This is a genomic window from Gellertiella hungarica (assembly GCF_014197145.1).
GTDB classification, from domain to species: Bacteria; Pseudomonadota; Alphaproteobacteria; order Rhizobiales; family Rhizobiaceae; genus Gellertiella; species Gellertiella hungarica.
Genome location: NZ_JACIEZ010000001.1, coordinates 628,021 through 654,965 on the forward strand (window position 1 = coordinate 628,021; position 26,945 = coordinate 654,965).

At 62.8% G+C, this 26,945-nt stretch carries 23 protein-coding genes; 11 read left to right on the top strand and 12 right to left on the bottom strand.

Annotated elements, in window-relative coordinates:
- Window positions 1-5: 5 nt before the first annotated feature.
- Window positions 6-980: a thioredoxin-disulfide reductase gene (trxB, locus tag GGR23_RS02960; protein ID WP_183364914.1), complete on the bottom strand. Its 975-nt coding sequence runs from the start codon at window positions 978-980 to the stop codon at window positions 6-8.
- A gap of 232 nt (window positions 981-1,212) precedes the next feature.
- On the opposite strand from trxB, the gene GGR23_RS02965 reads away from it, so the two are divergent.
- Both GGR23_RS02965 and GGR23_RS02970 read left to right on the top strand, forming a co-directional pair.
- Window positions 1,213-1,680 (top strand): winged helix-turn-helix transcriptional regulator, encoded by a 468-nt coding sequence (locus tag GGR23_RS02965; RefSeq protein ID WP_183364622.1) that lies wholly within the window; start codon window positions 1,213-1,215, stop codon window positions 1,678-1,680.
- 90 nt (window positions 1,681-1,770) lie between these two features.
- Complete coding sequence (locus tag GGR23_RS02970) at window positions 1,771-3,384, top strand: phosphoethanolamine transferase (RefSeq protein WP_183364623.1); 1,614 nt, start codon at window positions 1,771-1,773, stop codon at window positions 3,382-3,384.
- 13 nt (window positions 3,385-3,397) lie between these two features.
- On the opposite strand, the gene GGR23_RS02975 is transcribed toward GGR23_RS02970, so the two are convergent.
- Together GGR23_RS02975 and greA are read right to left on the bottom strand one after the other, a co-directional pair.
- The gene (locus GGR23_RS02975; RefSeq protein WP_183364624.1) at window positions 3,398-4,450 is read right to left on the bottom strand and encodes a glycosyltransferase; all 1,053 of its coding nucleotides are present in this window, start codon (window positions 4,448-4,450) and stop codon (window positions 3,398-3,400) included.
- Window positions 4,451-4,480: 30 nt separating this feature from the next.
- Entirely contained in the window at window positions 4,481-4,957 is a 477-nt protein-coding gene (greA, locus tag GGR23_RS02980) for a transcription elongation factor GreA (RefSeq protein ID WP_183364625.1), read from the bottom strand.
- 295 nt (window positions 4,958-5,252) lie between these two features.
- Here greA and GGR23_RS02985 point away from each other — a divergent pair, with 295 nt between their 5' ends.
- A complete protein-coding gene (locus GGR23_RS02985) occupies window positions 5,253-5,792 on the top strand; it encodes an SRPBCC family protein (protein WP_183364626.1) in 540 nt (179 codons plus the stop codon).
- 39 nt (window positions 5,793-5,831) lie between these two features.
- Here GGR23_RS02985 and GGR23_RS02990 read toward each other — a convergent pair whose 3' ends face one another.
- From GGR23_RS02990 to GGR23_RS03010, 5 genes are all read right to left on the bottom strand, one after another.
- Window positions 5,832-6,296, bottom strand: a complete 465-nt coding sequence (locus tag GGR23_RS02990; protein ID WP_183364627.1) for an SRPBCC family protein — start codon at window positions 6,294-6,296, stop codon at window positions 5,832-5,834.
- 1 nt (window position 6,297) lies between these two features.
- Complete coding sequence (locus tag GGR23_RS02995) at window positions 6,298-6,753, bottom strand: SRPBCC domain-containing protein (RefSeq protein ID WP_183364628.1); 456 nt, start codon at window positions 6,751-6,753, stop codon at window positions 6,298-6,300.
- Window positions 6,737-7,093: an ArsR/SmtB family transcription factor gene (locus GGR23_RS03000; RefSeq protein ID WP_183364629.1), complete on the bottom strand. Its 357-nt coding sequence runs from the start codon at window positions 7,091-7,093 to the stop codon at window positions 6,737-6,739. The genes GGR23_RS02995 and GGR23_RS03000 overlap by 17 nt, the downstream gene beginning before the upstream one ends.
- 206 nt (window positions 7,094-7,299) lie before the next feature.
- On the bottom strand, window positions 7,300-10,782 hold the full coding sequence (gene carB, locus GGR23_RS03005; protein ID WP_183364630.1) for a carbamoyl-phosphate synthase large subunit: 3,483 nt from the start codon (window positions 10,780-10,782) through the stop codon (window positions 7,300-7,302).
- A gap of 184 nt (window positions 10,783-10,966) precedes the next feature.
- Entirely contained in the window at window positions 10,967-11,833 is an 867-nt protein-coding gene (locus tag GGR23_RS03010; RefSeq protein WP_183364631.1) for a LytTR family transcriptional regulator DNA-binding domain-containing protein, read from the bottom strand.
- 96 nt (window positions 11,834-11,929) lie between these two features.
- On the opposite strand from GGR23_RS03010, the gene GGR23_RS03015 reads away from it, so the two are divergent.
- From GGR23_RS03015 to GGR23_RS03025, 3 genes are all read left to right on the top strand, one after another.
- Window positions 11,930-12,418, top strand: a complete 489-nt coding sequence (locus tag GGR23_RS03015; RefSeq protein ID WP_183364632.1) for a DUF2306 domain-containing protein — start codon at window positions 11,930-11,932, stop codon at window positions 12,416-12,418.
- A gap of 118 nt (window positions 12,419-12,536) precedes the next feature.
- On the top strand, window positions 12,537-13,484 hold the full coding sequence (gene ypfJ / locus GGR23_RS03020) for a KPN_02809 family neutral zinc metallopeptidase (RefSeq protein ID WP_183364633.1): 948 nt from the start codon (window positions 12,537-12,539) through the stop codon (window positions 13,482-13,484).
- Between the two features lie 204 nt (window positions 13,485-13,688).
- A complete protein-coding gene (locus GGR23_RS03025; protein ID WP_183364634.1) occupies window positions 13,689-15,089 on the top strand; it encodes an MATE family efflux transporter in 1,401 nt (466 codons plus the stop codon).
- Between the two features lie 64 nt (window positions 15,090-15,153).
- On the opposite strand, the gene carA is transcribed toward GGR23_RS03025, so the two are convergent.
- Window positions 15,154-16,359, bottom strand: a complete 1,206-nt coding sequence (gene carA / locus GGR23_RS03030; protein WP_183364635.1) for a glutamine-hydrolyzing carbamoyl-phosphate synthase small subunit — start codon at window positions 16,357-16,359, stop codon at window positions 15,154-15,156.
- Window positions 16,360-16,710: 351 nt separating this feature from the next.
- Here carA and GGR23_RS03035 point away from each other — a divergent pair, with 351 nt between their 5' ends.
- Complete coding sequence (locus GGR23_RS03035; protein WP_183364636.1) at window positions 16,711-17,160, top strand: GatB/YqeY domain-containing protein; 450 nt, start codon at window positions 16,711-16,713, stop codon at window positions 17,158-17,160.
- A 19-nt stretch (window positions 17,161-17,179) separates the two neighbouring features.
- On the opposite strand, the gene GGR23_RS03040 is transcribed toward GGR23_RS03035, so the two are convergent.
- Both GGR23_RS03040 and GGR23_RS03045 read right to left on the bottom strand, forming a co-directional pair.
- Window positions 17,180-17,461 (bottom strand): BrnA antitoxin family protein, encoded by a 282-nt coding sequence (locus GGR23_RS03040; protein WP_183364637.1) that lies wholly within the window; start codon window positions 17,459-17,461, stop codon window positions 17,180-17,182.
- 13 nt (window positions 17,462-17,474) lie between these two features.
- Window positions 17,475-17,765 carry a BrnT family toxin gene (locus GGR23_RS03045; RefSeq protein WP_183364639.1) on the bottom strand — a complete coding sequence of 97 codons (291 nt, stop codon included), beginning with the start codon at window positions 17,763-17,765 and terminating at the stop codon, window positions 17,475-17,477.
- 170 nt (window positions 17,766-17,935) lie between these two features.
- On the opposite strand from GGR23_RS03045, the gene dnaG reads away from it, so the two are divergent.
- A complete protein-coding gene (gene dnaG, locus GGR23_RS03050) occupies window positions 17,936-19,939 on the top strand; it encodes a DNA primase (protein WP_183364641.1) in 2,004 nt (667 codons plus the stop codon).
- An 18-nt stretch (window positions 19,940-19,957) separates the two neighbouring features.
- Here dnaG and GGR23_RS03055 read toward each other — a convergent pair whose 3' ends face one another.
- Entirely contained in the window at window positions 19,958-21,586 is a 1,629-nt protein-coding gene (locus tag GGR23_RS03055; RefSeq protein ID WP_210296820.1) for a long-chain fatty acid--CoA ligase, read from the bottom strand.
- Window positions 21,587-21,833: 247 nt separating this feature from the next.
- On the opposite strand from GGR23_RS03055, the gene GGR23_RS03060 reads away from it, so the two are divergent.
- From GGR23_RS03060 to rpoD, 3 genes are all read left to right on the top strand, one after another.
- Window positions 21,834-23,021 carry a glycine C-acetyltransferase gene (locus GGR23_RS03060; protein WP_183364643.1) on the top strand — a complete coding sequence of 396 codons (1,188 nt, stop codon included), beginning with the start codon at window positions 21,834-21,836 and terminating at the stop codon, window positions 23,019-23,021.
- Between the two features lie 157 nt (window positions 23,022-23,178).
- A complete protein-coding gene (gene tdh, locus GGR23_RS03065; protein ID WP_183364645.1) occupies window positions 23,179-24,219 on the top strand; it encodes an L-threonine 3-dehydrogenase in 1,041 nt (346 codons plus the stop codon).
- Between the two features lie 497 nt (window positions 24,220-24,716).
- Entirely contained in the window at window positions 24,717-26,771 is a 2,055-nt protein-coding gene (gene rpoD / locus GGR23_RS03070; RefSeq protein WP_183364647.1) for an RNA polymerase sigma factor RpoD, read from the top strand.
- The last annotated feature ends 174 nt before the right edge of the window (window positions 26,772-26,945 follow it).

Genomic DNA, 26,945 nt, shown 5'->3' on the forward strand with positions numbered 1-26,945 from the left:
GCCCCTTATTCGGCAGCGATGGCAGCGGGCATGTGGCCCGCGAGGTAGCGCTCTGCCTCGAGCGCTGCCATGCAGCCCATGCCTGCCGCCGTGATGGCCTGGCGGAAGATGTCGTCGGTCACGTCGCCGGCCGCAAAGACGCCCGGCACATCGGTGGCGGTGCTGTCTGGTGCGGTCCAGAGATAGCCGTTCGGCTTGTGCTTCAGCTTGTCCTTGAAAAGTTCGGTGGCCGGAGCATGGCCGATGGCCACGAAGACGCCGTCGATCGGCATTTCCGTGATCGCGCCGGTGCGGGTGTCGCGCAGCTTCACGCCGGTGACATAGGGCGGCATCGGCGGCTTGGCCGGCTCCCCGGTATATTCGGCGATCTCGCTGTTCCAGAGCACGCGGACGTTCTCCTTGGCGAAGAGCCGCTCCTGCAGGATCTTCTCCGAGCGGAAGCTGTCACGCCGGTGAACGACCGTCACGGATTTCGCGATGTTAGACAGGTAGAGCGCTTCCTCGACCGCCGAATTGCCGCCACCGACCACGATCACGTCCTTGTTGCGGTAGAAGAAACCGTCGCAGGTGGCGCAGGCGGAGACGCCGAAGCCCTTGAAGACCTTCTCGCTGTCGATCTCCAGCCATTTGGCCTTCGCGCCGGTGGCAATGATCAGCGTGTCGGCGGTCCAGGTGGTTCCGCTGTCGGTGCGCGCGACGAAGGGCCGGCGCGCGAGATCGACCTCGGTCACGAGATCGTTGACGATTTCCGCGCCCACATGCTCGGCCTGTGCCAGCATGGCCTGCATGAGCTCGGGGCCCATGATCGGCTGCGCAAAGCCGGGATAGTTTTCCACATCAGTGGTAATCATCAGCTGGCCGCCCTGTTCCATGCCGGCGATCAGGACCGGCTGCAGCATTGCGCGTGCGGCATAGATGGCTGCCGTGTACCCGGCAGGGCCGGAGCCGATGATCAAAACTTTGGTGTGGCGGGCAGTCATCTTCAGTCCTTTCAGTCCGCCGGAAACGGGCGGCAACATGCCGGCTTTGCGCACGGCCTTCCTTCATTCGCCATTTAGGAGTGCCGGCACCTTCAGTTCAAGGGGAGGCATGCGTTTCCAACAAGGCAAGTTTTTGTCGGGGAAACAATGATGCGGTATTCCGACACAATCTTGCGCCCTTCGCGCACTAGGGTAAAGAATAATTACGAGGTAACAGGGAGAACCTATCCAAGTGTTGCGTGCAGAACTCGATGCCATCGACATCAAGATCCTACGGGAATTGCAGCGGGATGGCCGCATGACCAATGTTGAGCTGGCAGACCGCGTCGGCATCTCCGCGCCGCCCTGCCTGAGGCGCGTGCGCAAGCTCGAGCAGGCCGGCGTGATCGAGGGCTATCATGCGGCCCTGAACGGGCCGAAGCTGGGTCTCGATCTGGTGGCCTTCTGCATGGTGGGTCTCAAGCACCAGTCCGAGGCAAATCTGAAGGCCTTTGCTCAGTCGACCGCCGAATGGCCGCTGGTGCGCCAGGCCTGGATGGTGTCGGGCGACAGCGATTTCCTGCTTCACTGCGTGGCCGAGAACCTCACCCAGTTCCAGGATTTCGTCATCGAAGTTCTGACCGCGAACGAACATGTGGATACGGTGCGCACCATGCTCACCATCCGGCAGGTCAAGAAGCTCGGTCTCGCCGAGGTCTGAGTATCGTATATAAAAATCCACTAAATAAGTTTTGACAAAATAACGGCGGCATTTTCTCTGGACGGACCTTCATGCCGGGGTCTTCCGTCCATGCCGTTTTCCGCAGGTTTCATCCTTGCCGTTCTTGCCGCCGCATTGGCCTCCATGGCCGCTCTTGCAGGCATGCCGGGCCGCGACATCGCCACGATGATGCTGCTGCCGGTCCTGATGGTGCTCATGCCCCTGGGGCTTCGCCTCCTGGGGCAGGCGGCAGGCAGGTTCGGCGCTGCTCTTTACGGCCTGTGGCTCGCCGCCTGGTTTGCCGGTTTCGTGACGGCGCTCGGATTGCGCCTGCGCTACGGCCTCGGGCCCATGGACGAGCGTGTCGTCCAGGCCCTTGCCGGCACCGATGGCAGGGAGGCACGGGAATATGCGCTCGAGCTTGCACCTCTGATAGGGCTTGTGGTGCTGGGCTGCGGCCTCGCGGGCATCTGGGGCGGTCGCTACGTGTGGCGCGTCCTTGCCCCGCTTCCGGGACCGGCCTTGCGGACGCGTCTTCTCCTCGGTCCGCTGCTTGCCATCCTGCCTCTCGCCCTTCATGGCAATGCGGTCGTCGAACGCTCGGACCCGCTGACGCTCGCGCGCGTGGTCGGCGACGAGGTTTTCAGCCATGCGACCGAAACCTCGGCCCTTCGCGCAGACAGACAGGAGGCGCAACGCCATGTGGCCGAATGGCGACCAATCTACCGGGGCCCTCAGGAGCGCGTGGTCGTGCTCGTGATCGGAGAAAGCGCGAACCGGGCTAATTGGTCGCTCTATGGCTATCCGCGCCGGACCAATCCGCGGCTTGAAGCGCTTTCGGACGAGCTGCTGGTTTTCCGCGACGTGATTTCATCCTATGGCAGCACGGCGGTCGAACTGCCGCGCATGCTCACCCTTGCGGACCGCGAGGGCGAGCATGACTGGCGCCGTCAGCCGAGCGTGATCAATCTCGCGCGGCGGACAGGCTATCGCACCTGGTGGATCACCAACCAGAGCTTCGTGCTTGCGGCTGCTGCCTTCGGCCAGGATTGCGATCGTTTCGTCTCGGTCTACGAGGGCCGTTACGGCCGCCATGACAGGAGCCTCGACAGCAAGCTCATCCCGCCGCTCGAGGCGGCATTGGCCGATCCCGCCCCGCTGAAGTTCATTGTCCTCCACATGCTGGGCTCCCATCCCGATTACGTCAGGCGCTACCCGCCGCTGTTCGACATCTTCGGCCACGAGCACGATGCGGTGGATGACATGCTGGCAAACCGTTGGTTCTGGGTACGGCAGAAGCGGAACGAGTACGACAATTCCATTCTCTTTACCGACTGGGTACTGGCATCGGCCATCGAAGCCCTGCGACAGGCACCGCAAGCGGAGGCCTCCCTTTTCTTCCTGTCCGATCATGGTCAGGACGTGGGCCACTTCACCAGCTCCTGGGGGCATCAGTTCCACTACGAGTCCGGCTTCACCATTCCTGCGCTTTTCTGGAAGAAGGGGCAGGTGCCGGACAGGAGCTTCGAGAGGCGGCCCTACCAGAGCGATCGTTTCGATACCACGCTTCTGTCCCTTCTGGGGATCCGCACGCTGAAGGATGACCCCCGGTATGACCTGATGGGAGCGGCTTTCCGGCCCTGGCAGCGCAAGATCGACGGGGTCGATTATGTTCCCGGCGTTTCGAACGTTCCGGGAGGCTGAGGTCAGCCGGTCGTCACTCGTCCGTCAGCAGGCGGTCATAGATCTTCTTCAGGGCCAGCGCCTCGTTTTCCAGGGCGAAGGTGGCGCGCACATGGGTGAGGGCGGCTTCCGCCGTGCGGGCGGTCATGGCCGGATCGGCCAGGTAGGGCACAAGGGCTGCCTCCAGCGCCTCGTAATCACCCGCGGGAACCACCTGGCCCGTGGTGCCGGGCAGGATCATCTCCGCATAGGCGCCGGCAGTGCTCGCAACCACGGCCGTGCGCGATGCCATCGCTTCGAGCGGCGTCAGGCCGAAGCCCTCGTTGCGGGAGGGGGCGACATAGAGCGCGAGGCGGCGATACCAGACCTTCACATCCGGCACCTCTCCCAGAAAAAGGATGCGGTGGGAAAGGCCGGCCTCCCGAACCCGCCGCTTCAGCTCCTCGCCGAAGGCCGTGTGCTCGACGGTCACCCGCCCGCATATGACCGCGGTCCAGTCGGGATGGCGAGGCAGCAGCTCCACCATGGCCCGAACGAAAAGATCCGTGCCCTTCTGGTGCCGGATGCGGCCGAAGCAGCCTATGAGGTATTTTCCCGGCAGGCCGGCGCCCTCTATCGTGTCCTCCGCCGTTTCCGGCGGGTGGAAGACTGCGAGATCGACGCCATGGCGTATGACGGTGTAGGGCACCTTCAGGAAGGCGCCGGAGCCGGCGCTCGTCGCGACCACCGCATCCATCCGGCGGATCATCCATTTGGTGAACGGCTTGTGGTCGCGCTGGGCGGCGGAGGTGAAGAGCAGCTTCAGCCGCATGCCGAGAAGATATTTCAGGATGATTCCCGTCAGCATCTCGTTGTTGCGGCGCGCGTGCCAGACACGGGCGCTTGCGCCCCGGGGCTTTCGCCAGAGCTGCCAGAGAGATGCGAAGGAGATGGAGGGCAGGCCATCAGGCAGGCCCGGACCCAGCGTCGCCACCCGGTGTCCCAGCCGATGCTGCACGGGCACCAGCTGCACGATGGTCGACGTCACGCCGGACAGCCGGCGCTTGAAATTGGGCGCGATCACGAGAACATCACGGATGTCGACCACGCCCAACTCCCTTTCTTCGGACGCCCGGGATCAGCCCCAGGTGACCGCGAGGATCTCATAGGCGCGGGAGCCGCCGGGAGCGACGACTTCGATCGAATCGCCCACTTCCTTGCCGATCAGCGCACGGGCGATGGGCGAGGAAATGGAAATGCGGCCGGCCTTCACGTCGGCTTCCTGGTCACCGACGATCTGGTAGACCTTCTCTTCTTCGGTGTCTTCATCCACGAGCTTGACGCGGGCACCGAACTTCACCTTGGAACCCGACATCTTCGACAGGTCGATCACTTCGGCACGTGCGATCAGGTCTTCGAGCTCGCCGATGCGGCCTTCGTTGTGGCTCTGGGCTTCCTTGGCCGCATGGTACTCCGCGTTTTCCGAGAGATCGCCATGGGCTCGCGCTTCGGAAATTGCCTCGATGATGCGCGGCCGCTCTTCCTGCTGGCGCCAGCGCAGCTCTTCCTGAAGCTTCGCAAAACCCGTCTGCGTCATCGGTACTTTTTCGACCATTTCCTTGTCCTTCAGCTTTATGCCGCGGTCGCGCGGACACAAAAGAAAACAGGTCCCGAAGCGTTACCTCGGAACCATGCCATCGTCACGAAGCATGGCTTATAGCAGAAGCAGCAAATGAATATCCAGCAAATTTCAGGTTGCCCCCAGAACCCGGGTATCGCCCGCTTTGACAATCGGCAAGCCTGGGCTCAGAATGCCGCCTGCGCGAAGCGGCCGATGCATGAGGGTATGCGGCCGCAGGGTAACCGGAAGCCGTTGGGGAACGGCATATCGTCGCGCGGGGGATGAGCCAATGTGGAAGGCATTGAAGTATGCCGTGGCGCTGTTGTTCGTCGCGGCGGTGCTGGTAGTCGGATTTGCCTCGTTGCAGCCGGACACGTTCTCGGTTGTGCGCCAGACGACGATCCAGGCCACGCCGGAGGAGATTTATCCCCTGCTGGTGAATTTCCGCGAATGGGCGCGGTGGTCTCCGTGGGAGAAGCTCGACCCGAACCTGCAGAGGCAGTTTTCCGGGCCGGAGGAGGGCGTGGGGGCTGCCTATGCGTGGGAGGGCAACGACGATGTCGGTGCCGGCAGCATGGAGATCCGCGAGGCGGTTCCGTGGAGCAGGGTCTCCATCCGCCTGAAGTTCAAAAGGCCGATGGAGGCAGACAACACAATCGTGTTCATGCTGACGCCGCGGGATGGAGCCACCGACATCGAATGGGCCATGACCGGAAACCAGCCGCTCGTGGGCAAGATTTTCGGCCTTTTCTTCAACATCGACCGGATCGTCGGACGCGACTTCGAGAAGGGGCTCGCCACCCTGAAGGCGGAAGCGGAAAAGTCCTAGGCGAGGACGGCGCGGGCTGCGACCGCGCCATCTCTCGGGTCAGGTGCCACGCTCGGCGAGATAGGCATCCAGCCGGGCCAGCGTCTGCTGTCCGCCGGCCACCGCACCGTAGGATTTGGCCGTTTCCACGGCCTCAAGCGACGGGAATACCAGCCGCAGTGTCACGCGCGTGTGGCGTCCTTCCTCCTCGAAGGTGATCTCGCCGTGAAAATGGGCGGGCTCGGACAGTTCGCCGCCATGATCGTAGACGAGCCGCGCCGGCCGCTCGATCAGCCTGTAGCGGATCCAGTTCGGCCAAGCCTTTCCGTCGGGGCCATGCATGGTGTAGTGCCAAAGCCCGCCCACCGAAAAATCCATGGAATGGGTTTCGTTGCGGAAACCATCGGGCCCCCACCACTGGTCGATGTGTCTTGCGGTGCTGAACACCTCGAAGACGAGGTCACGCGGGGCGTTCACGACCCGGCTCACTTCCAGCGTGCGGGCGCGTTCATCGGCTTCTGTCATGCTAGTGTTCCCTGTGTTCGGCGAGCACGCGACCAAGCCGGTCGAAATTCTGCTCGTTGGCGGCGGCGATGAATTTCTTGAGTTCGAGATTTTCCCGGTTGCGCTCCATCGTCATCCGCCATGTCAGGCGTGCGTGTTCCTCGGCGGAGGCGAAGTGCATGTCCATGGTGAAGACATGCATGGGCTCATGGTGCAGGTAGAAGATGCGGGCACCGGGCTCGACGATCTCGAAGGTGCACCGGTTGTGAAAATCCGTGCCGTCGGAATTGGTCATGGTAATATGCCATTCGCCGCCGGGAACGAGATCGAAGCGGGTAATCCTGTTGGTGAAGCCATCGGGCCCCCACCAGCGCTCCAGAAGCGACGGCTCGGCAAAGGCGGCATAGAGTTTCGATACCGAAACCGGGAAGACCCGGCTGGACAGGATTTCGATCCCGCCATCAATCCGCGTTGTCATCGGTCTTTTCCTCGTCATTCTGCAGGTGGTCTAGATAGGTCTGGAGCCGGTCGAACCGCTGCTCCCAGATCGTCCGGTATTCCGCCAGCCAGCCGTCCAGCGTGCGCAGGGGCTCCGTCTCCAGCCGGCAGGGCCGCCACTGCGCGGTCCGACCGCGGGAGATGAGGCCGGCGCGCTCCAGCACCTTCAGATGCTTGGAGATGGCCGGCAGGCTGATGTCGAAGGGTTCTGCCAGTTCGTTGACCGTTGCCTCGCCCTTCGAAAGCCGCGCCAGGATTGCCCGACGTGTCGGATCGGCCAGCGCGGCAAGCGTTTCGCTGAGAGGGTCGGAACCGTGCATGATGAACCACTTGGTTAATTATCTAGATGGTTAAATAAAGCAGCGCGCTGCTGCCGTCAAGCGTCTCGTCGCACAGACGGACCATATCGTTTCCCTGTCCTCGCGACTCATGAAGACCATCGGACGAGCCGGGAGCCGATATCTCAAAAAAATCCGCCACCCGGGTGGGTGGCGGATCGGGACGTTCGGGAGCGCGTCGGTGCGGATCAGAAGTAGCTCTGCAACGGGCGGACTTCGAGGTTGCCGGCCTTCAGGGCGCGGATCGCTTCGGCTGCGGCATGGGCGCCTGCCATGGTCGTGTAGTAGGGCACCTTCTGCATCAGCGTCGCGCGACGCAGCGACTTGGAGTCCGAGAGCGCCTTGGTGCCATCGGTGGTGTTGATCACCAGGTGGACCTGGCGGTTGCGGATGGCATCCTCGATATGGGGACGGCCTTCCAGCACCTTGTTGATCTTGGTTGCCTCGATGCCCTTTTCCGCGAGGAAGCGGGCGGTGCCGCCGGTTGCGAGAACCTTGAAGCCGATGCCGGTCAGGATCTCGATGGCGGGCAGCACGCGTTCCTTGTCCTCGTCGCGGACGGAGACGAAGACCGTGCCTTCACGCGGCAGGTCGACGCCGGCGCCGAGCTGCGACTTGGCGAAGGCCAGCGCGAAGTCGGTGTCGAGGCCGATGACTTCGCCGGTGGAGCGCATTTCCGGGCCGAGCAGCGTATCGACGCCCGGGAAGCGCGCAAACGGGAAGACCGCTTCCTTGACGGCGATATGCTTGAGGTGGCGCGGGTCCGGCTTGGCACCGTAGACGCCGATCGCATCGTCCAGTCTTTCGCCGGCCATGATGCGGGCGGCAATCTTGGCGATCGGCGCGCCGATGGTCTTTGCGACGAAGGGCACGGTACGCGAAGCGCGCGGGTTCACTTCGAGAACATAGATGGTGCCGTCCTTGATGGCGAACTGCACGTTCATCAGGCCGCCCACCTTCAGGGCCTTCGCCAGCGCGATCGTCTGGCGCTCGAGTTCGTCGAGCAGGTCTGCCGACAGCGAGCGCGGCGGCAGCGAGCAGGCCGAGTCGCCCGAATGGATGCCGGCTTCCTCGATATGCTCCATGATGCCCGACACGAAGACGTTCTCGCCGTCGCAAAGCGCGTCGACGTCCACTTCCGTGGCGTTGGTCAGGTAGCTGTCGAACAGCAGCGGGTTCTTGCCGAGCAGGGTGTTGATCTGGCCGGTCTTGTCGTTCGGGTAGCGCTGCTTGATGTCCTCCGGCACGAGCTCCGGAACCGTGTCGAGCAGATAGGTCTGGAGCTGGCCTTCCGAATGGATGATCTGCATGGCGCGGCCGCCGAGCACGTAGGAGGGGCGAACCACCAGCGGGAAGCCGATTTCCTGGGCCACGAGGCGGGCCTGCTCGACGGAATAGGCAATGCCGTTGTTCGGCTGCGCCAGATCGAGCTTCATCAGCAGCTTCTGGAAGCGGTCGCGGTCCTCGGCAAGGTCGATCATGTCGGGCGCGGTGCCGAGGATCGGGATGCCGTTCTTCTCGAGGGCTTCGGCGAGCTTCAGCGGCGTCTGGCCGCCGAACTGAACGATCACGCCGTGCAGCGTGCCGTTGGTCTGCTCGGCCTTCATGATCTCGATCACGTCTTCCGCGGTCAGCGGCTCGAAATAGAGGCGGTCGGAGGTGTCGTAGTCGGTGGAGACGGTCTCGGGGTTGCAGTTGACCATGATCGCCTCATAGCCCGCTTCCTTCAGCGCGAAGGCCGCATGGCAGCAGCAATAGTCGAACTCGATGCCCTGGCCGATGCGGTTCGGACCGCCGCCGAGGATCACCACCTTCTTGCGGTCGGAAATTTGCGCTTCCGAGCGGGTCACGCCGGCGAAGGGCGTTTCGTAGGTGGAATACATGTAGGCGGTCGGCGAGGTGAATTCGGCCGCGCAGGTGTCGATGCGCTTGAAGACGGGGCGGACGTCGAGCGCGTTGCGGAGCTCGGCCACTTCCTTCGGGCGCTTGCCGGTGAGCGTCGCAAGGCGGGCATCGGAGAAGCCCATGGCCTTCAGCATGCGGAGATTTTCCGCATCTTCGGGCAGGCCGTGCTCGCGGATGCGGGCTTCCATGTCGACGATGGCCTTGAGCTGGGCGATGAACCACGGATCGATCTTGCAGCCCTGGTGAACGTCTTCCGGGCTCATGCCGAGGCGCAGCGCCTGGGCGACCATGCGCAGGCGGTCCGGCGTCGGCGTGCCGATGGCGGCGCGGATGGCGTTCTTGTCGTCGCCCTGACCGAGGCCGGGGATCTCGATTTCGTCGAGGCCGGTGAGGCCGGTCTCGAGGCCGCGCAGCGCCTTCTGCAGCGATTCCGCAAAGGTACGGCCGATGGCCATGACTTCACCGACCGACTTCATGGCGGTCGTCAGCGTCGGCTCGGCGCCCGGGAACTTCTCGAAGGCAAAGCGCGGGATCTTGGTGACCACGTAATCGATGGACGGTTCGAAGGAGGCGGGCGTCGCGCCGCCGGTGATGTCGTTCTCCAGTTCGTCCAGCGTGTAGCCGATGGCGAGCTTGGCGGCGATCTTGGCGATCGGGAAGCCGGTCGCCTTCGATGCCAGAGCGGAAGAGCGCGACACGCGCGGGTTCATCTCGATGACGACGAGGCGACCGTCCTTCGGGTTGACGGCGAACTGCACGTTCGAGCCGCCGGTTTCCACGCCGATCTCGCGCAGCACCGCAATCGAGGCGTTGCGCATGATCTGGTATTCCTTGTCCGTCAGCGTCAGCGCCGGCGCAACGGTGATGGAGTCGCCGGTATGCACGCCCATCGGATCGATGTTCTCGATCGAGCAGATGATGATGCAGTTGTCCGCCTTGTCGCGGACCACTTCCATTTCATACTCCTTCCAGCCGAGCACGGATTCCTCGATCAGCACTTCGGTGGTGGGGGAGGCGTCGAGGCCGCCCGAGACGATCTCGAAAAATTCGGAGCGGTTGTAGGCAATGCCGCCGCCGGTGCCGCCAAGCGTGAAGGAGGGGCGGATGATGGCCGGCAGGCCCACATGGTCGAGCGCCTGGGCGGCAATCGCCATGGCATGGCTCATGTAGCGCTGCTTGCGGTCGGTCTCGCCGAGGTTCCACTGGTTTTCCAGCTCGTCCAGGGCCTTGTCGAGCTCCGCGCCGGAAAGGGTTGCCTTCAGTTCCTGGCGGCGGGCTTCATGTGCCTTGCGGTCCTGATCCTTGATGTCGGTGGCATTGGCCAGCATCGACTTCGGTGTCTCGAGGCCGATCTTCGCCATCGCCTCGCGGAAGAGGGCGCGGTCCTCGGCCTTGTCGATGGCGGCCGGCTTCGCGCCGATCATTTCCACATTGTAGCGCTCCAGCACACCCATGCGCTTCAGCGAAAGCGCCGTGTTCAGCGCCGTCTGGCCGCCCATGGTCGGCAGGAGGGCGTCCGGGCGTTCCTTGGCGATGATCTTGGCGACGACTTCGGGCGTGATCGGCTCCACATAGGTGGCGTCCGCGAGGCCCGGATCGGTCATGATCGTCGCCGGGTTGGAGTTGACCAGGATGACCCGGTAACCCTCTTCCTTCAGCGCCTTGCAGGCCTGGGTGCCGGAATAATCGAACTCGCAGGCCTGGCCGATGACGATCGGCCCCGCGCCGATGATGAGGATCGATTTGATGTCTTGGCGCTTCGGCATGGTGCGGTCCTGTCGTATCTTACGTTGCGCGAAAAACCGGCCAGGGTGGGAGGTCACCGGCCGGGTCTCGATGCTTATGCTGATTAAAGGCTAGACCGGGCTTATAGGCGAAGGTTCCGCCGAACGGAACCCTCTATTTTTCGCTTTTCGAAGAAACTGTGGATGCCCGTTGCTGCCATTGCTGTCAGCGTCCGCCGGAGGTGCCTGCACCCGTTTGCGGAAGGTCGCGAAGCTGGTCCTTGAGTGCCTGGGCCTGCGCCCGTGAAACCGGCACCGCAACGCCATCCGTGGCGATCAGCATCAGTCGCCCACCGTCGCGCAGGACGCTCGTCACCTGATCTGACGCAACCCAGTGCGATCGATGAACCTTGAGCCCCGGCGCGGGTCCCAGCTCGGCGAGTGCGTCGGCGAAGCGCAGCAGCACCAGTTCGTTGCCCGCCGTGGTCACGACGCGGGTGTAATGGTCTTCCGCTTCGAGCCGCACGAGCCGCCCCCGATTCTCGGGCCGAAGCCGCTTCAGCAGAGGCACTGCCGCCGGCTGACCTGCGCCGGGTGGGGCCGGGGAGGGTTCCGGGCGCGCCGCTCCGATCGCCGGTTCCGGCTGGGGCGGCTCCTCCTGGTCGCGGCCAAGCGTCATGTAGGTCAGCAGGCAGAAGAGAAGGCTGAGGGGAAGGGTAACCAGCAGGTTCGACAGGAAGTGGCCCGGGTCCGGTCGGACCGGCAGCACCAGGCCATTCAACCATTCCACCTCCAGCGCGATCGGTAGAGCGGCGACGCCAGAGCCGATCATCATGCGGGTCAGTGGCGAGGAAACATAAGCGGCTAGAAGTCGCTCCGCGATCAGCGAGAGGCCGATGGCCGTTGCCCACGCAAAGGCGTGAACCGCAAGCCAGTAGCCGAAGCGCATCCAGGCATTCAGCCTGTCGAGCGTGCCGAAGGGGCCGGTCAGGGTGAAGAGGGACACGACGATTGCGAAGGTAACCCAGAGCCTGGGGGATGCAATCAGTGCCTTCCATTCACGAAGCGTGGGTTGCCGACCGTTTCCGTTCACGAATTGCCTCTGCCGCCTGGCGCAGTTTCAGTTGCCACAAAAACAGTCATCGCCGACACGGATCGAAAGATCAATCGTTCCCGGAGATGACCGTCGATGACACTCGAACCGCTGCTTTCCGCCCCGCTGGCCGTCCAGCTGCATGTGGCCACTGTCCTGCCTGCAGCCGTGCTGGGGGCCTACCTGCTGGCAAGGCCCAAGGGGACTCCAAGGCACCGCTTCCTCGGGCGGATCTGGATGGTGTTGATGGTTCTGACGTCCCTGTCGAGTTTCTTCATTCACACGATCCGTCTGGCCGGACCCTTCAGCCCCATCCATCTTCTCTCCCTGATGACCCTTGCGGGCTGCGTCCAGGCCATCCGCGCCGCCCGGCGCGGCGACATCCGCGCCCATCGTCGCGCCGTCACCTGGATGTATGCCGGGGGAATCGGCGTTGCGGGGCTCTTCACGATGCTGCCTGGCCGCATCATGCATGCGGTGGTGTTCGAGGGCAGCAGCACGCTTGCCCTGGCCGCAGCGCTTGCCTTTCTGCTCGTCCTCTCGCTTGCAACGATGCGCATGCGCCCCCTGAAAACCGGAGGTTGACTTCAAGACGTCTTGTCTTTTTGCACGCGCGCCCTGTTTACCGACTGACGTAATTCAATGTAAAAGTTGTGTTCTATAAGACAAAGGGCGCCCCGAAGTGCCCAAGGGAGACGTCAGCATGAAGTGGAGAGGCCTGCCCCAATCCGACAATGTGGAAGATCGCCGGGGCGACAATGCGCCGGGCGGTGGGCTTGGTGGCGGCTTCGGCGGCGGGATGGGTGGCGGCCCGTTCGGACGCGGCGGTGGCGGCGGGATCCGCCTCGCAGGCGGCAGCTGGAAGATGATGCTGTTCCTGCTCGTCCTTTTCTTCATCCTCAAGGCACTGGGTATCGATGCCACGCAGCTGCTCGACGGCGGAACGACCACCGGATCCAACTCCGGCTACGAACGGCAGATCGGCAACGAAGGCGAGACATCCTCCCGCGCCAATGACGAGATGACGGCTTTCGTCAGCACCGTCCTGAAGACCACGGAAGACGCCTGGACGGGCATCTTCAAGGCAAGTGGCGATACCTACGAGAAGCCGAAACTCGTTCTCTTCGACGGGCAGACGGAAAGCGCCTGCGGCTTTGCTTCGGCAGCGACCGGTCCGTTCTACTGCCCGGGTGACCGCAAGGTCTTTCTCGATACCGCCTTCTTCCAGGAAATGGCCGATCGCTTCGGCGCCTCCGGCGAATTCGCCGATGCCTATGTGATTGCCCACGAGGTCGGCCATCATGTGCAGAACCTCCTGGGGATCCTGCCCAAGTTCAACAAGATGCGGCAGTCGATGAGCGAGGTCGAGGCAAACCGCATGTCGGTGCGCGTCGAACTGCAGGCCGATTGCTTCGCCGGCATCTGGGCGCGGTATGCCGAAGGGCGCGGCATCGTCGAGGCCGGAGACATGGAAGCCGCCCTGAATGCGGCCAAGCAGATCGGCGACGATACGCTGCAGAAGCGCTCGCAGGGTTATGTGGTGCCAGAGAGCTTCAACCACGGAACCTCCGAGCAGCGCATGCGCTGGCTGAAGCGGGGCTTCGATACCGGAGACCTCAACGCCTGCGACACGTTTTCCAACAAGATCTGAGGCGGCATCCTCCGGCTGATGCATCCATGGCGAGTATCTGACCGGCAGCTCCAAAAGTTTGGCCTATCATAAGCCGAATTCATCGATGGATGAATTCGGCTTTTCTTTTCCGGTTTTCGCTTTGCGGCGGGGCAGTTTTCGCTTAATCCGACAGTCTTTCGCCCATTTCCGGCATATTTTGATCCGTTTTTTGAGGTTACTGCGATGCACGCCCCCGTGGACGCAACAGGCAACGAGAGCGATTTCCGGGACAATTCCTGGATGAGCCACATCAAGGCAACGCTGGCGCTCGGCATTCCGCTGATCGGCGCGCAGCTGGCGCAGCTCGGCATTCACACCACGGATGTGGTGATCGTCGGCCAGCTGGGCGCGGAAAAACTGGCAGCCATGGTGCTGGCGGGCCAGTTTCTGTTTACCGTCTTCATCCTCGGCTCGGGCATATCCATCGCGGTCATGCCCATGGTGGCACAGGCCTTCGGGCAGAATGATGCCGTTGCCATCCGGCGCTCCCTGCGCATGGGGCTCTGGGCATCCATCGGCTACTGGGCCCTGGCACTGCCGGTTTATCTGAGCGCGGAGCCGATCCTGCTCCTGCTTCAGCAGAAGCCGGAGATTGCCCGCCTTGCGGGCGATTACATCCACATCGCCGCCTTTGCGATGCTGCCCGGCCTTCTGTTCCTCGTGTTGCGCAGCCTGGTGAGCGCGGTCGGCCGGGCAGGGGTGATCCTCTGGGTGACGATCGCCGAACTGGTGCTCAATGCCTTTCTCGCCTATGCCCTGGTGCTTGGCCATTTCGGATTTCCGAAGATGGGCATGCATGGCGCGGCCTATGTGAACGTGATCGTCCAGGTGACCGGTCTCGTGGTGCTGGTTGCCTATATCCAGATGATCGAGACCCGGAAGTACGAGCTCTTCGTGCGTTTCTGGCGGCCGGACTGGCATGCCCTGTTCGAGGTGGTGAAGCTCGGCCTGCCCATCGGCATTACCGTTCTGGCTGAGGTCAGCCTGTTTTCTGCGGCCTCGCTGATGGTCGGCTCCATCGGCACGCTGGAACTGGCGGCCCACGGCATTTCGCTGCAGCTTGCCTCCATCGCGTTCATGATTCCGCTCGGCCTGTCGCAGGCGGCGACCGTGCGCGTCGGGATTGCCCATGGCCGTGGCGATCTGGCAGCCCTGATCCGCGCCGCGGTGACCGTGCTGGTCATTGCCGGGATCATTGCCGCCATCGGTGGCACCATGCTGGCTGTCGATCCCTTGTTCTTCGCGAGTTTCTACGTCAGCGAGGACAGCCCCGAAACGCCGCAACTGCTGGCGATTGCCTCCCGCCTGATCGTGGTGGCCGGGATCTTCCAGATGGTCGACAGCATTCAGGCGATCGCCAGCGGCCTTCTGCGCGGGTTGAAGGATGCGAGCGTGCCCATGGTGCTCGCGCTCATCGCCTATTGGCCGATCGGCTTCGGACTGGCCTGGGTCTTTGCCTTCACGCTCGATTATCGTGAGCTGGGCGTGTGGATCGGCTTCCTGATGGGCCTCGGCTCGGCTTGCGTCTTCCTCTGCGCGCGCTTCTATCTGCTGGTGCAAAGAGAAAAGGCGCTGATTGCCTGATCTGAAAAATGGCCAATGAAAAAGCCCGCTTAGGCGGGCTTTTTGCTGCGCTTCAGGTTTTGGCTCAACGCTCGGCCAGAGCCGGCTCTCCCTTGCGCTCGCGCACCAGGTTGATGAAGCGGCGGAAGAGATAGTGGCTGTCCTGCGGACCCGGAGAGGCTTCCGGGTGATGCTGCACCGAGAAGACCGGCTTGCCGACGAGGCGGAGACCGCAGTTGGTGCCGTCGAAGAGCGAAACGTGAGTCTCCTCAACGCCTTCCGGCAGGCTGTTGGAGTCCACCGCGAAGCCATGGTTCATGGACACGATTTCCACCTTGCCCGTGGTGTGATCCTTCACCGGATGGTTTGCGCCGTGATGGCCCTGGTGCATCTTGGAGGTCTTGGCGCCGAGCGCGAGACCCAGCATCTGGTGACCGAGGCAGATGCCGAAGAGCGGCAGACCGCTGTCGATCAGCTTGCGGATGACCGGGACTGCATATTCGCCGGTGGCGGCCGGGTCCCCCGGGCCGTTCGACAGGAAGATGCCGTCCGGCTTCATGGCCAGAACCTCTTCCGCAGTGGTCGTGGCGGGAACCACGGTAACCTTGCAGCCGAGACCGGCGAAGAGGCGGAGGATGTTGCGCTTCACGCCGAAATCCATGGCGACCACGTGATAGGCCGCATCCGCGTCACCAAGCGTCGAGGTGCCTTCGTTCCACACCCACGGCTTTTCGGTCCAGGTCGAGGACTGGCCCGAGGTCGCGACCTTGGCGAGGTCGAGGCCTTCGAGGCCGCTCCAGGCCCTGGCTTCCGCCTTCAGCGCCTCGATGTCGAACACGCCGTTCGGATCGTGGGCGATGACGGCATTCGGCATGCCGTGCTCGCGGATCCAGGCGGTGAGCGCGCGCGTATCGATGCCGCAGAGCCCGATGATGCCGCGGGCCTTCAGCCAGGCGTCCAGATGCTTCAGCGCACGATAGTTCGACGGGTCGGTGATGTCGGCCTTGAAGATCACGCCGACGGCGCCGTGGCGGGCTGCGGGCGTCAGGTCCTCGATATCCTCGTCATTGGTGCCGACATTGCCGATATGGGGGAAGGTGAAGGTGACGATCTGTCCGAGATAGGACGGGTCGGTGAGGATTTCCTCGTAGCCGGTGAGGGCCGTGTTGAAGCAGACTTCGGCCTGCACCTTGCCGGTGGCGCCGATGCCCTTGCCCTCGATGACGGTGCCGTCTGCGAGAACGAGCATCGCGGTGTGCTTGGGAGTGGTCCAGGGGGCTGTCGCGGTCATTGTCATCCCTTTCCGGCCGCGTGCCGCCGTCCGGGAGGAAACGGCGAGGCAGCCCATGTCCGAGTGGTCGCAGGAAAATGCGCGTGGTCGGGCGCGCGGAAAGACCGCGGTTGGTTCGCCTGATGCCGATTTTCGTGCAGGTGACGGTAGATAGTCACATCAGGACCGGGGGTCAATGACCGTTGCCTCAATAATGCGCATTCTCCGGCGCTATTTTCCCGATCCTGGCGCAGCGGACCGCCTTCGGGGCCTGCCGGTTGCGGTTTGGCGGCGGCCCGCCTATGTAGGAGCCCTGTCCGGTCAACTGGCGCCGACCGCCCGATGTGCGCCCCGGTTCGAAGGGAGATCGCCATGCGCGAAGAACTTACCGCAGCCCTCAAGGACGCCATGAAGGCGAAGGATTCGCTGCGGCTTTCCACCATCCGCCTCATTCAGTCCGCGATCAAGGATCAGGACATCGCCCAGCGCACCGCCGGCAAGGAGCCGCTTTCCGACGGAGAAATCCTGCAACTGATGGCAAAGCTCATCAAGCAGCGCGAAGAATCGGCCAAGATCTACGAGCAGAATGCCCGCCCGGAACTTGCCGAGAAGGAACGGCAGGAAATCGCCGCCATCGCGTCCTTCATGCCGAGGCAGCTTTCCGACGACGAGACGAAGGCCGCCATCGAGAAGGCGATTGCCGAGACCGGCGCTTCCGGCATCAAGGACATGGGCAAGGTGATTGCAGCGCTGCGTGCCGCCTATGCCGGCCAGATGGATTTCGGCAAGGCGTCCGGCATGGTCAAGGCGATGCTCGGCTGATCCCGGTGAGGGGAGGCGGCTATTCGGCCGCCTTTTTCCTGCTTTCCATATAGAAGCGCAGGACGTCGTTCATCCGGCTCTGATAGCCCGGCCCCTCCTTCTTGAAGAATTCGATGATGTCGCTGTCCAGGCGAATGGAGATGGCGCGTTTTACCCGCGGCACAACCCAGACCGCCTTCGACCAATCGATGTCCTCCCAGCCTTCCCAGTCGGGATCGTCCTTTATGGCCGCCTCGATCTCTTCATCGGTCATGGCCTCGACGCGGGCCCAGTCGGTCTTCGACTCGCTGTTTGCGATCATCCGCTCGATATCCTCAATCGAAAACCGCTTTATATTTTCTTCGCTCACTGCGATTTGCCTTTCTTGCAGATATGATCCGCGCAGCGCTCCCGCGTGGAGTGTAAACGATTGACAGCAACTTTCCGGAGTCCGGGCATATAGCGAGAATGCGCAGTTCGCTTCCTCTGGGAGAGACGATTGCGTAATGGGGACGTTGGAGCGCGTGCGCTGCATCCACAAAGTCTATGTCGTGCTTGCGAATATTGGACTGGCATTTGTTGTCATCCCATTCGAAGCCGGTAAACTGCGGTTCGTCGACGATCATTCATATTGTCCATACAAGTGTATATACAGCAACTTCAATGTCAAGCGAGTCTAAAATACGGAAATTCTAATATGATTTGCCCGATGTGAATAGCGGGTACAGGCGATGACGCTTTTCTGGCGCATTGGCGCGTTCCTTCCTATATGGTGGGCGCTTGACCCGAGGTGCCCATGCGTTTTTCCAACAGTTTCCTGGACGAGATCCGAGACCGCGTTCCGATATCGGACGTGATCGGACGGCGCGTGACCTGGGACCGGAAGAAGACCAATGCCTCGCGCGGGGATTACTGGGCCTGCTGCCCCTTCCATGGCGAGAAGTCTCCGAGCTTCCACTGCGAGGATCGCAAGGGGCGCTACCACTGCTTCGGTTGCGGGGTATCGGGCGATCACTTCCGCTTTCTCACCGATCTCGAAGGCCTGAGTTTTCCGGAGGCGGTGCAGCAGATCGCCGATCTCGCGGGCGTCGCCCTTCCCCAGCCCGATCCGCAGGCGGAGCGTCGGGAAAAGGAGCGTACCTCCCTTCTCGATGTGATGGAGCTTGCGACCCGCTTCTTTCAGGATCAGCTGCAGACGGCACAGGGAGCGAAGGCGCGCGCCTATCTGCGCGAACGCGGCCTGACGGGGCGGACGATCGAGACGTTTCGTCTCGGCTATGCGCCCGACAGCCGCAATGCCCTCAAGGAGTTTCTGGCGTCGAAGGGGGTGCCGAAGGAGCAGATCGAGGCCTGTGGCCTCGTCGTGCACGGAGAGGGCATTGCCGTTTCCTATGACCGCTTTCGGGACCGGATCATGTTTCCGATCCTTTCCGCGCGGGAGCGGGTGATTGCCTTCGGCGGGCGCGCCATGTCGCCGGATGCCCCTGCCAAATACCTGAATTCGAACGAAACCGAACTCTTCCACAAGGGCAACGTGCTCTACAATTTTGCCCGGGCGCGCAAGACCACGCAGGGTGCCGACGGTGCCGGCACCGTTATTGCCGTCGAAGGCTACATGGACGTGATCGCACTGCATCAGGCAGGCATACAGAATGCGGTGGCGCCTCTCGGTACCGCGCTCACGGAAAACCAGCTCGAGCTCTTGTGGAAGATGACCAGCCAGCCCGTTCTCTGTTTCGACGGGGACGGAGCGGGCCTGCGCGCCGCCAGCCGCGCGGTCGATCTCGCCCTGCCGCATCTGAAGCCGGGGCGATCGGTCCGCTTTGCCCTGCTGCCCGACGGCAAGGATCCTGACGACCTCGTGCGCCATGACGGTCGCGAGCCTTTCGACCGGGTGATGGAACAGGCAAAGCCCCTGGCAGAGATGCTCTGGTCGCGGGAAACGGCCGGCACCGCCTTCGACACGCCCGAAAAGCGTGCGGAACTCGAGGCGCGGCTCAAGCAGATCGTTGCGGTGATCGGGGACGAGAATGTCCGGCGCCACTACCAGCAGGACATCCGCGATCGCCTGAACGCCTTCTTCCAGGCCTCATCCTCCGCCAGGCAGCCCATGCGCGGCGGACGTGGCGGCGGGGGCGGACGAAATGCCGGGCGCGGTGGCCCGGGCCAGCCGGCTCTCGGTCCGCAGGCTGCCGGCACCGGGGTTGTTTCCGATCGCCTCACAAGCTCGGGTCTCGTGCGCGGACATGGCGAGCAGCCGAAACTGCGGGAAGCGGTTCTGGCGCTGACCGTGGTCAACCATCCGCAGCTCCTGCGCGAAGATTACGACGACATCGCCCACATCGATTTCAGCCACAAGGAGCTGCAGAAACTGTGGTCCGCCCTGCTGGGAGAGGCGGCCCATGCCGGCCACAATCTCTCGCGCGACTATCTTCGCGAGCGGCTGGAGGGGCAGGGCTTCGGGGCGCTTCTGAAGGCGCTCGACCAGCAGATCCGCAATGCCCGTCTGTGGACTGCAACCGAAGATGCCGCTCCGGAAGATGCGCGCGAGGGCTACAATCAGGCCATGGCTCTGCACAAGCGCACCAAGGCGCTGCGCTGGCACAAGATCGAGCTGGAGCGCGAGATTGCGGAGGCAACGGAGGCCGAGGATGGAGAGCGTGTGCAGCGCCTGATGGATGCACTCCACGAGGTGCATCTCGAAGGACTTCGCCTCGAAAACCAAGATGCCATCATCGACGGTTTCGGCATCCTGTCCGGCCGTGTGAAAGGGGCCGCCACCAGCAGCGGCGGCCACTGATCGCCAGGGCGGGTTCGCCTAGCCGCTGCCGGCATAGAAATCGCGGAAACGCTCGCGCAACGTCAGTTTCGAAATCTTGCCGGTGGCAGTCATCGGCAGGGCCTCGATGAAGACGACATCGTCGGGCACCTGCCATTTTGCCATGCGTGTGCCGATATGGGCGCGGATGGTGTCCTGATCCACCGGGGAGCCCGCTTCGCGCACGATGCAGAGCAAAGGACGTTCCGACCATTTCGGGTGATTGACGGCAATCGCCGCCGCGCCCGCCACGCCTGGGCAGGAAAGCGCTGCCGATTCCAGTTCCAGCGAGGAAATCCACTCGCCGCCGGATTTGATCAGGTCTTTCGAGCGGTCGACGATTTCCATCTCGCCGGTCGGATGGATCACCGAGACATCGCCGGTGCGGAACCAGCCTTCTTCGTCGAAGGCGGCGGCGGTGGCCACGGGGTCATTGTAATATCCTGCGGTCACAAACGGGCAGCGGATCAGCAGATCCCCGCGCGACACGCCATCATGCGGCAGGCGATGGCCGTTTTCATCAACGAGTTTCAGCTCCGTTGTCCAGGTAGGCACGCCCTGGCGGAGCTTTCGCGGATTGGCGTTGGCGGGGCCATTGATGATGTCGGCGGTCGTGGTTGTCGAGACCGGGCTCGTCTCCGTCATGCCCCAGCCATGGGCGGCGCGGATGCCGAATTCCTCCATCGCCTTCAGAAGCGGTGCCGTCAGCGCCGCTCCGCCAATCAGTCCATATTCCAGCGTCTGCGGCTTGCGGCCCTTTCTGCGCACCTCTTCCATGATCATGCCCCAGACTGTCGGGACACCGAAATTGGTCGTAACGCCTTCCTCGTCCATCAGGTTGAAGACCGAAACACCGTCCAGTTTCGGCCCGGGCAGCACCATGGACGTGCCGGTGAGGAAGCAGGAATAGGGAAGGCCCCAGGCATTGACATGGAAGAGAGGCACCACCGCCAGCACGCATTTGTCCTGTCCGAACAGCTTGAAGAAGGCCATTATCTCGGCAAAGGCATGCAGGATCTGCGAGCGGTGGCTGTAGAGCACGCCCTTCGGATTGCCTGTCGTGCCGGATGTGTAGCAGAGCGCGCAGGCCGTATTTTCGGAAAACTCCGGCCAGTCGTAAAGCCCGCTGTCTTCCTCTGCCGCGAGAAGCGTCTCGTAATCGAGCGTGGCTGCCGGTGCTTCCGCCGGCATCGGCCCATCGGCAAGGGCCACATAGCGAATACCCTTCGGCATCGAGGAGACCAGGCCCGCGACCTGCGGCGTGAGAACCGTGTCGAAAAACAGGAGACTGTCTTCCGCGTGGTTTGCGATCCAGCTGATCTGCTCGGGAAAGAGCCGCGGATTGATGGTGTGGCAGACGGCGCCGATCCCCGCCGTTGCGTAATAGAGTTCGAGATGCCGGTTGCTGTTGAAGGCGAGCGTGGCCACCCGATCGCCGGGTTTCACGCCAAGCTTCACCAGTGCATGCGCGAGCCGATGCACTCTCTTATGGATTTCGGCAAAGCTGCAGCGGCTCCGTTCGCCCGCTGCATTGGCCGATACGACCGTGCTCTGCGGGTATGCACGGGCGGCGTGTTCCAGGATGCCGCTTACCAGAAGCGGCCTGTCCATCATCAGTCCCTGCAGCATGATCTCCTCCCTTTTGTTGTGAAAATTCTTATACAGAAAATACTCAAGTTCAACCACGGGTAAGAGCTGGGTGATCACGGACCGTCGCAGCTGGTAACAAAATCTTGCTGAAAGCGACATTTTTGCCGTGCGCTTCGCCGCGCCGGCTTGTATCGGTAGCGGGCATTCGTGCTAGGGTTCGTGGCAATTCCCAGCGGATTCCACGCGAATTCCGGTGAAAGAGACGGCGTGAACGGAGCTTTTTGAGATGACGCAAGCCTTTTTGAACCATTTGCGCAGCGAACTGGCCGGTTTGAAGGAAAACGGCCTCTACAAGAACGAGCGCGTGATCACCTCCAAGCAGGCCGGCGCGATCGATACGGCAGACGGGCGGCATGTGCTGAACTTCTGCGCAAACAATTATCTCGGCCTCGCCGACAATGCCGAAATTGCCGAAGCCGCAAAGAAGGCCCTCGACCGCTACGGCTACGGCATGGCCTCCGTGCGCTTCATCTGCGGCACGCAGGAGGAGCACAAGCAACTGGAGGCGCGGATCTCCCGCTTCCTGGGGCTCGAGGATACCATCCTTTATTCCTCCTGCTTCGATGCGAATGGCGGTCTCTTCGAGACGCTGCTCGGCGAGGAGGATGCGATCATTTCCGATGCGCTCAACCATGCCTCCATCATCGACGGCGTGCGTCTCTCCAAGGCAAAGCGCTTCCGCTACGCCAACAATGACATGGCGGCCCTCGAGGAAGAGCTGAAGAAGGCAGAAGGCAGCCGCTTCAAGCTGATTGCTACCGATGGCGTGTTCTCCATGGACGGCATCATCGCCAATCTTCAGGGCGTGTGCGATCTCGCGGAAAAGTATGGTGCGATGGTCATGGTGGACGACAGCCATGCGGTTGGCTTCGTCGGCAAGCACGGGCGCGGCTCTGCCGAATATTGCGGCGTGGAAGGACGGGTCGACATCATCACCGGCACGCTCGGCAAGGCGCTCGGCGGAGCGTCGGGTGGCTATACGTCGGGCAGGGCGGAGGTCATCGATTGGCTGCGCCAGCGCTCGCGCCCCTATCTCTTCTCCAACACGCTGGCGCCGGTCATCGCTGCCGCCTCGCTCAAGGTCTTCGACATCATCGATAACGGCGATGCGCTGCGCCAGCGGCTGCAGGCCAATGCCGAGCTGTTCCGCAGCGAGATGACGAAGCTCGGCTTCACGCTGGCGGGCGAGGGGCATCCCATCATTCCCGTCATGCTCGGCGATGCGAAGCTCGCGCAGGACTTTGCCGCACGGATGCTGGAAAAGGGTGTCTATGTGGTCGGCTTCTTCTTCCCCGTGGTGCCGCGCGGCCAGGCCCGCATCCGCACCCAGATGTCGGCCGCCCATAGCCGCGCCGACGTGGAGAAGGCGATTTCCGTGTTTGCCGAGGTCGGCCGGGAGCTGGGTGTCATCTGAACGGGGTGCGGAGGCCCCTCACCCCCTCTCGAACCCTCTCCCCGCTGGGGAGAGGAGGCGTGGGGCAGGCGGTTTCGGACCATTTCTTCTCCCCGGCGGGGAGAAGGTGGCGGCACGCACGACCCGCCCTGTAGCAATTTCAAGAAGGATCAATCGCATGACCAACATGATGCGTGCACTGGTGAAGGCAAGGCCCGAAGTGGGGCTGTGGATGGAGCATGTGCCCGTTCCCGAGGTCGGGCCGAACGATGTGCTCATCCGGGTGAAGAAATCGGCGATCTGCGGCACGGACGTGCATATCTGGAACTGGGACCAGTGGGCGCAGAAGACCATTCCGGTGCCGATGGTGGTGGGCCACGAATTCGTCGGCGAGATTGCCGAGATCGGCTCGGCGGTCACCAAGTTTCATGTGGGCGAGCGGGTGTCCGGCGAGGGCCACATCGTCTGCGGCAAGTGCCGCAACTGCCGGGCGGGCCGCGGCCATCTCTGCCGCAACACGCAAGGGGTGGGCGTCAACCGCCCCGGTTCCTTCGGCGAGTTCGTCTGCATTCCGGAAAACAATGTCGTGCCGATCCCGGAAGACGTGCCGGACGAGATCGCGGCGATCTTCGATCCCTTCGGCAATGCCGTGCACACGGCGCTCTCCTTCGATTGCGTGGGGGAGGACGTTCTGGTCACCGGTGCCGGGCCGATCGGCATCATGGGGGCGATGGTGGCGAAGCGGGCGGGTGCCCGCAAGGTCGTCATCACCGACATCAATCCCGTCCGGCTCGAACTCGCCCGCAAGTGCGGGATCGATCATGTGGTCGATGCCTCCTCGCAGAAGCTCGAGGACGTGATGCGCGAGATCGGCATGAAGGAAGGCTTCGATGTGGGGCTCGAAATGTCGGGCGCGCCGCCGGCCTTCCGCTCGATGATCGATACCATGAACAATGGCGGCAAGATCGCCATCCTCGGCATCGCGCCGGAGGGGTTCGGCATCGACTGGAACAAGGTGATCTTCAAGATGCTTCACCTCAAGGGCATCTATGGCCGCGAGATGTTCGAGACCTGGTACAAGATGATCGCCTTCGTGCAGAGCGGGATCGACCTTTCGCCGCTGATCACCCACCGCATCTCCATCGACGACTTCCGCGATGGCTTCGAAGCGATGCGCTCCGGCAATTCCGGCAAGGTGGTGATGGATTGGAGCCGCTGACCCGGCCGCCCGCAACGCCTGCATTCACCGCTGCGTGCCGCGGATCCGGAAGGGCCGGGCCGCTGCCCAGCGGAGGTGCGGACGGGGCGGGCAAAGCTTGCACGGCACCCCTTGTTTTTCCCTTTCCCGTTCCTAAATAAGCCTCGTGGAAAAGCCCGGCTGGCTGCCACGAAAGCCGATAATTGCGGGCTTCCGTCCGGATTTTTTTCGAATCCGGCAAAATAGCGTCGGAATCGCTTGACGGGGCCGAAATTTCTGGGAATCACCATGACAAGCAGAATTGGTGGAACTGGCCGGGCTCGTCGAGGAATTATGACCGGGGAAACGGATTCGCATTTTTGTCCGGACCTTGGATCCGGGCTCGTGGTTAATCGTCGATTAAAGGTCCTCCTTTTAGGTGGTGGATGGTGATTCGCGGCGGCGCGCCCGGCAGGGTGGCCGAGTCCGGCGGGGACTTTCGCGAATGAGGAATAAGGCGTCAGGGAAAGCGACTGAAAATGGCAACCAAAGTCAAAGAAAACGAAGAAGCTGAAGTCGAACGCGATGGCGCGACGGACGGACCGCTTCTCGACCTTTCCGACGACGCGGTCAAGAAAATGATCAAGGCCGCGAAGAAGCGCGGCTATGTGACCATGGACGAGCTGAACTCGGTTCTGCCTTCCGAAGAGGTGACCTCCGAGCAGATCGAAGACACCATGGCCATGCTGTCCGACATGGGCATCAACGTCGTCGAGGACGACGAGGTGGACGAAAACGCCGTTGCCGACGATGTCGACGACGAACCGGATGCCGATGGCGACGGTGGCGAAATCGTTGCCTCGACCGGTTCGGCGCTCGCCACCACCAAGCGCAAGGAACCCGCCGACCGTACCGACGATCCGGTGCGCATGTACCTGCGCGAGATGGGCTCGGTGGAGCTTCTGTCGCGCGAGGGCGAAATCGCCATTGCCAAGCGCATCGAAGCCGGCCGCGAGACGATGATCTCGGGCCTGTGCGAAAGCCCGCTCACCTTCCAGGCGCTGATCATCTGGCGTGACGAACTGAACGAAGGCACGACGCTGCTGCGCGAGATCATCGATCTCGAAACCACCTATTCCGGTCCCGAGGCCAAGGCTGCCCCGCAGTTCCAGAGCCCGGAGAAGATCGAGGCGGACCGCAAGGCTGCCGAGGAGAAGGAAAAGGCACGCCGCAGCCGTCAGCCGAATGGCGAAGACGACATCACCAATGTCGGCGGCGAAGGCCTGCCGGTGGAGGAAGAGGAAGAGGACGACGACGAGTCCAACCTGTCGCTGGCGGCGATGGAAGCGGAGCTTCGTCCGCAGGTCATGGAAACCCTCGACCTTATTGCCGAGACCTACAAGAAGCTGCGCAAGCTGCAGGACCAGCAGGTGGAGGCGCGTCTCGCCGCCACCGGCGCGCTGTCCTCCACGCAGGAGCGCCGCCTGAAGGAGCTCAAGGATCAGCTGATCACGGCCGTCAAGTCGCTGTCGCTCAACCAGAACCGCATCGACAGCCTCGTCGAGCAGCTCTACGACATCTCCAAGCGCCTGATGCAGAACGAAGGCCGCCTGCTGCGCCTCGCCGAAAGCTATGGCGTGAAGCGGGAGAGCTTCCTCGAGCAGTATCAGGGCGCAGAGCTCGACCCGAACTGGATGAAGTCCATTGCCAACCTCGCCGCCCGGGGCTGGAAGGAATTCGCCAAGGCGGAAAACAACACGATCCGCGAGATCCGCCAGGAGATCCAGAACCTTGCGACCGAAACCGGCATTTCCATCGCCGAGTTCCGCCGCATCGTTTCCATGGTGCAGAAGGGCGAGCGCGAGGCGCGCATCGCGAAGAAGGAGATGGTGGAAGCCAACCTCCGTCTCGTGATCTCGATCGCCAAGAAATACACGAACCGCGGCCTGCAGTTCCTCGACCTGATCCAGGAAGGCAACATCGGCCTGATGAAGGCGGTGGACAAGTTCGAGTATCGCCGCGGCTACAAGTTCTCCACCTATGCGACATGGTGGATCCGGCAGGCGATCACCCGTTCGATCGCCGACCAGGCCCGCACGATCCGCATTCCCGTGCACATGATCGAGACGATCAACAAGATCGTCCGCACCTCGCGCCAGATGCTGCACGAGATCGGCCGCGAGCCGACCCCGGAGGAACTGGCCGAAAAGCTTGCCATGCCGCTGGAAAAGGTGCGCAAGGTGCTGAAGATCGCCAAGGAGCCGATCTCGCTCGAAACCCCCGTGGGCGACGAGGAAGACAGCCATCTCGGCGATTTCATCGAGGACAAGAACGCGCTTCTGCCCATCGATGCCGCGATTCAGGCGAACCTGCGCGAGACGACCACCCGCGTTCTTGCCTCGCTTACCCCCCGCGAGGAGCGCGTTCTGCGCATGCGCTTCGGCATCGGCATGAACACGGACCACACGCTGGAAGAAGTCGGCCAGCAGTTCTCGGTTACCCGCGAGCGCATCCGCCAGATCGAGGCAAAGGCGCTGCGCAAGCTGAAGCACCCGAGCCGTTCGCGCAAGCTCCGGAGCTTCCTGGACAGCTGATCCAGCTCCGGTCTGCCGCTCTCACTGACGCCACGGCGCCCCGCCGTGGCGTTTTGCGTTCAGGGCCCCCAATTTTCACGTAGGCCGTAGCGCCCTGCCGCAGGCTTCGCCTCCGCTATGCCTTCTTCTCTCCGAAAAATGGACCGCTTCGTCTGCGAATGGGACCGAAAGGCG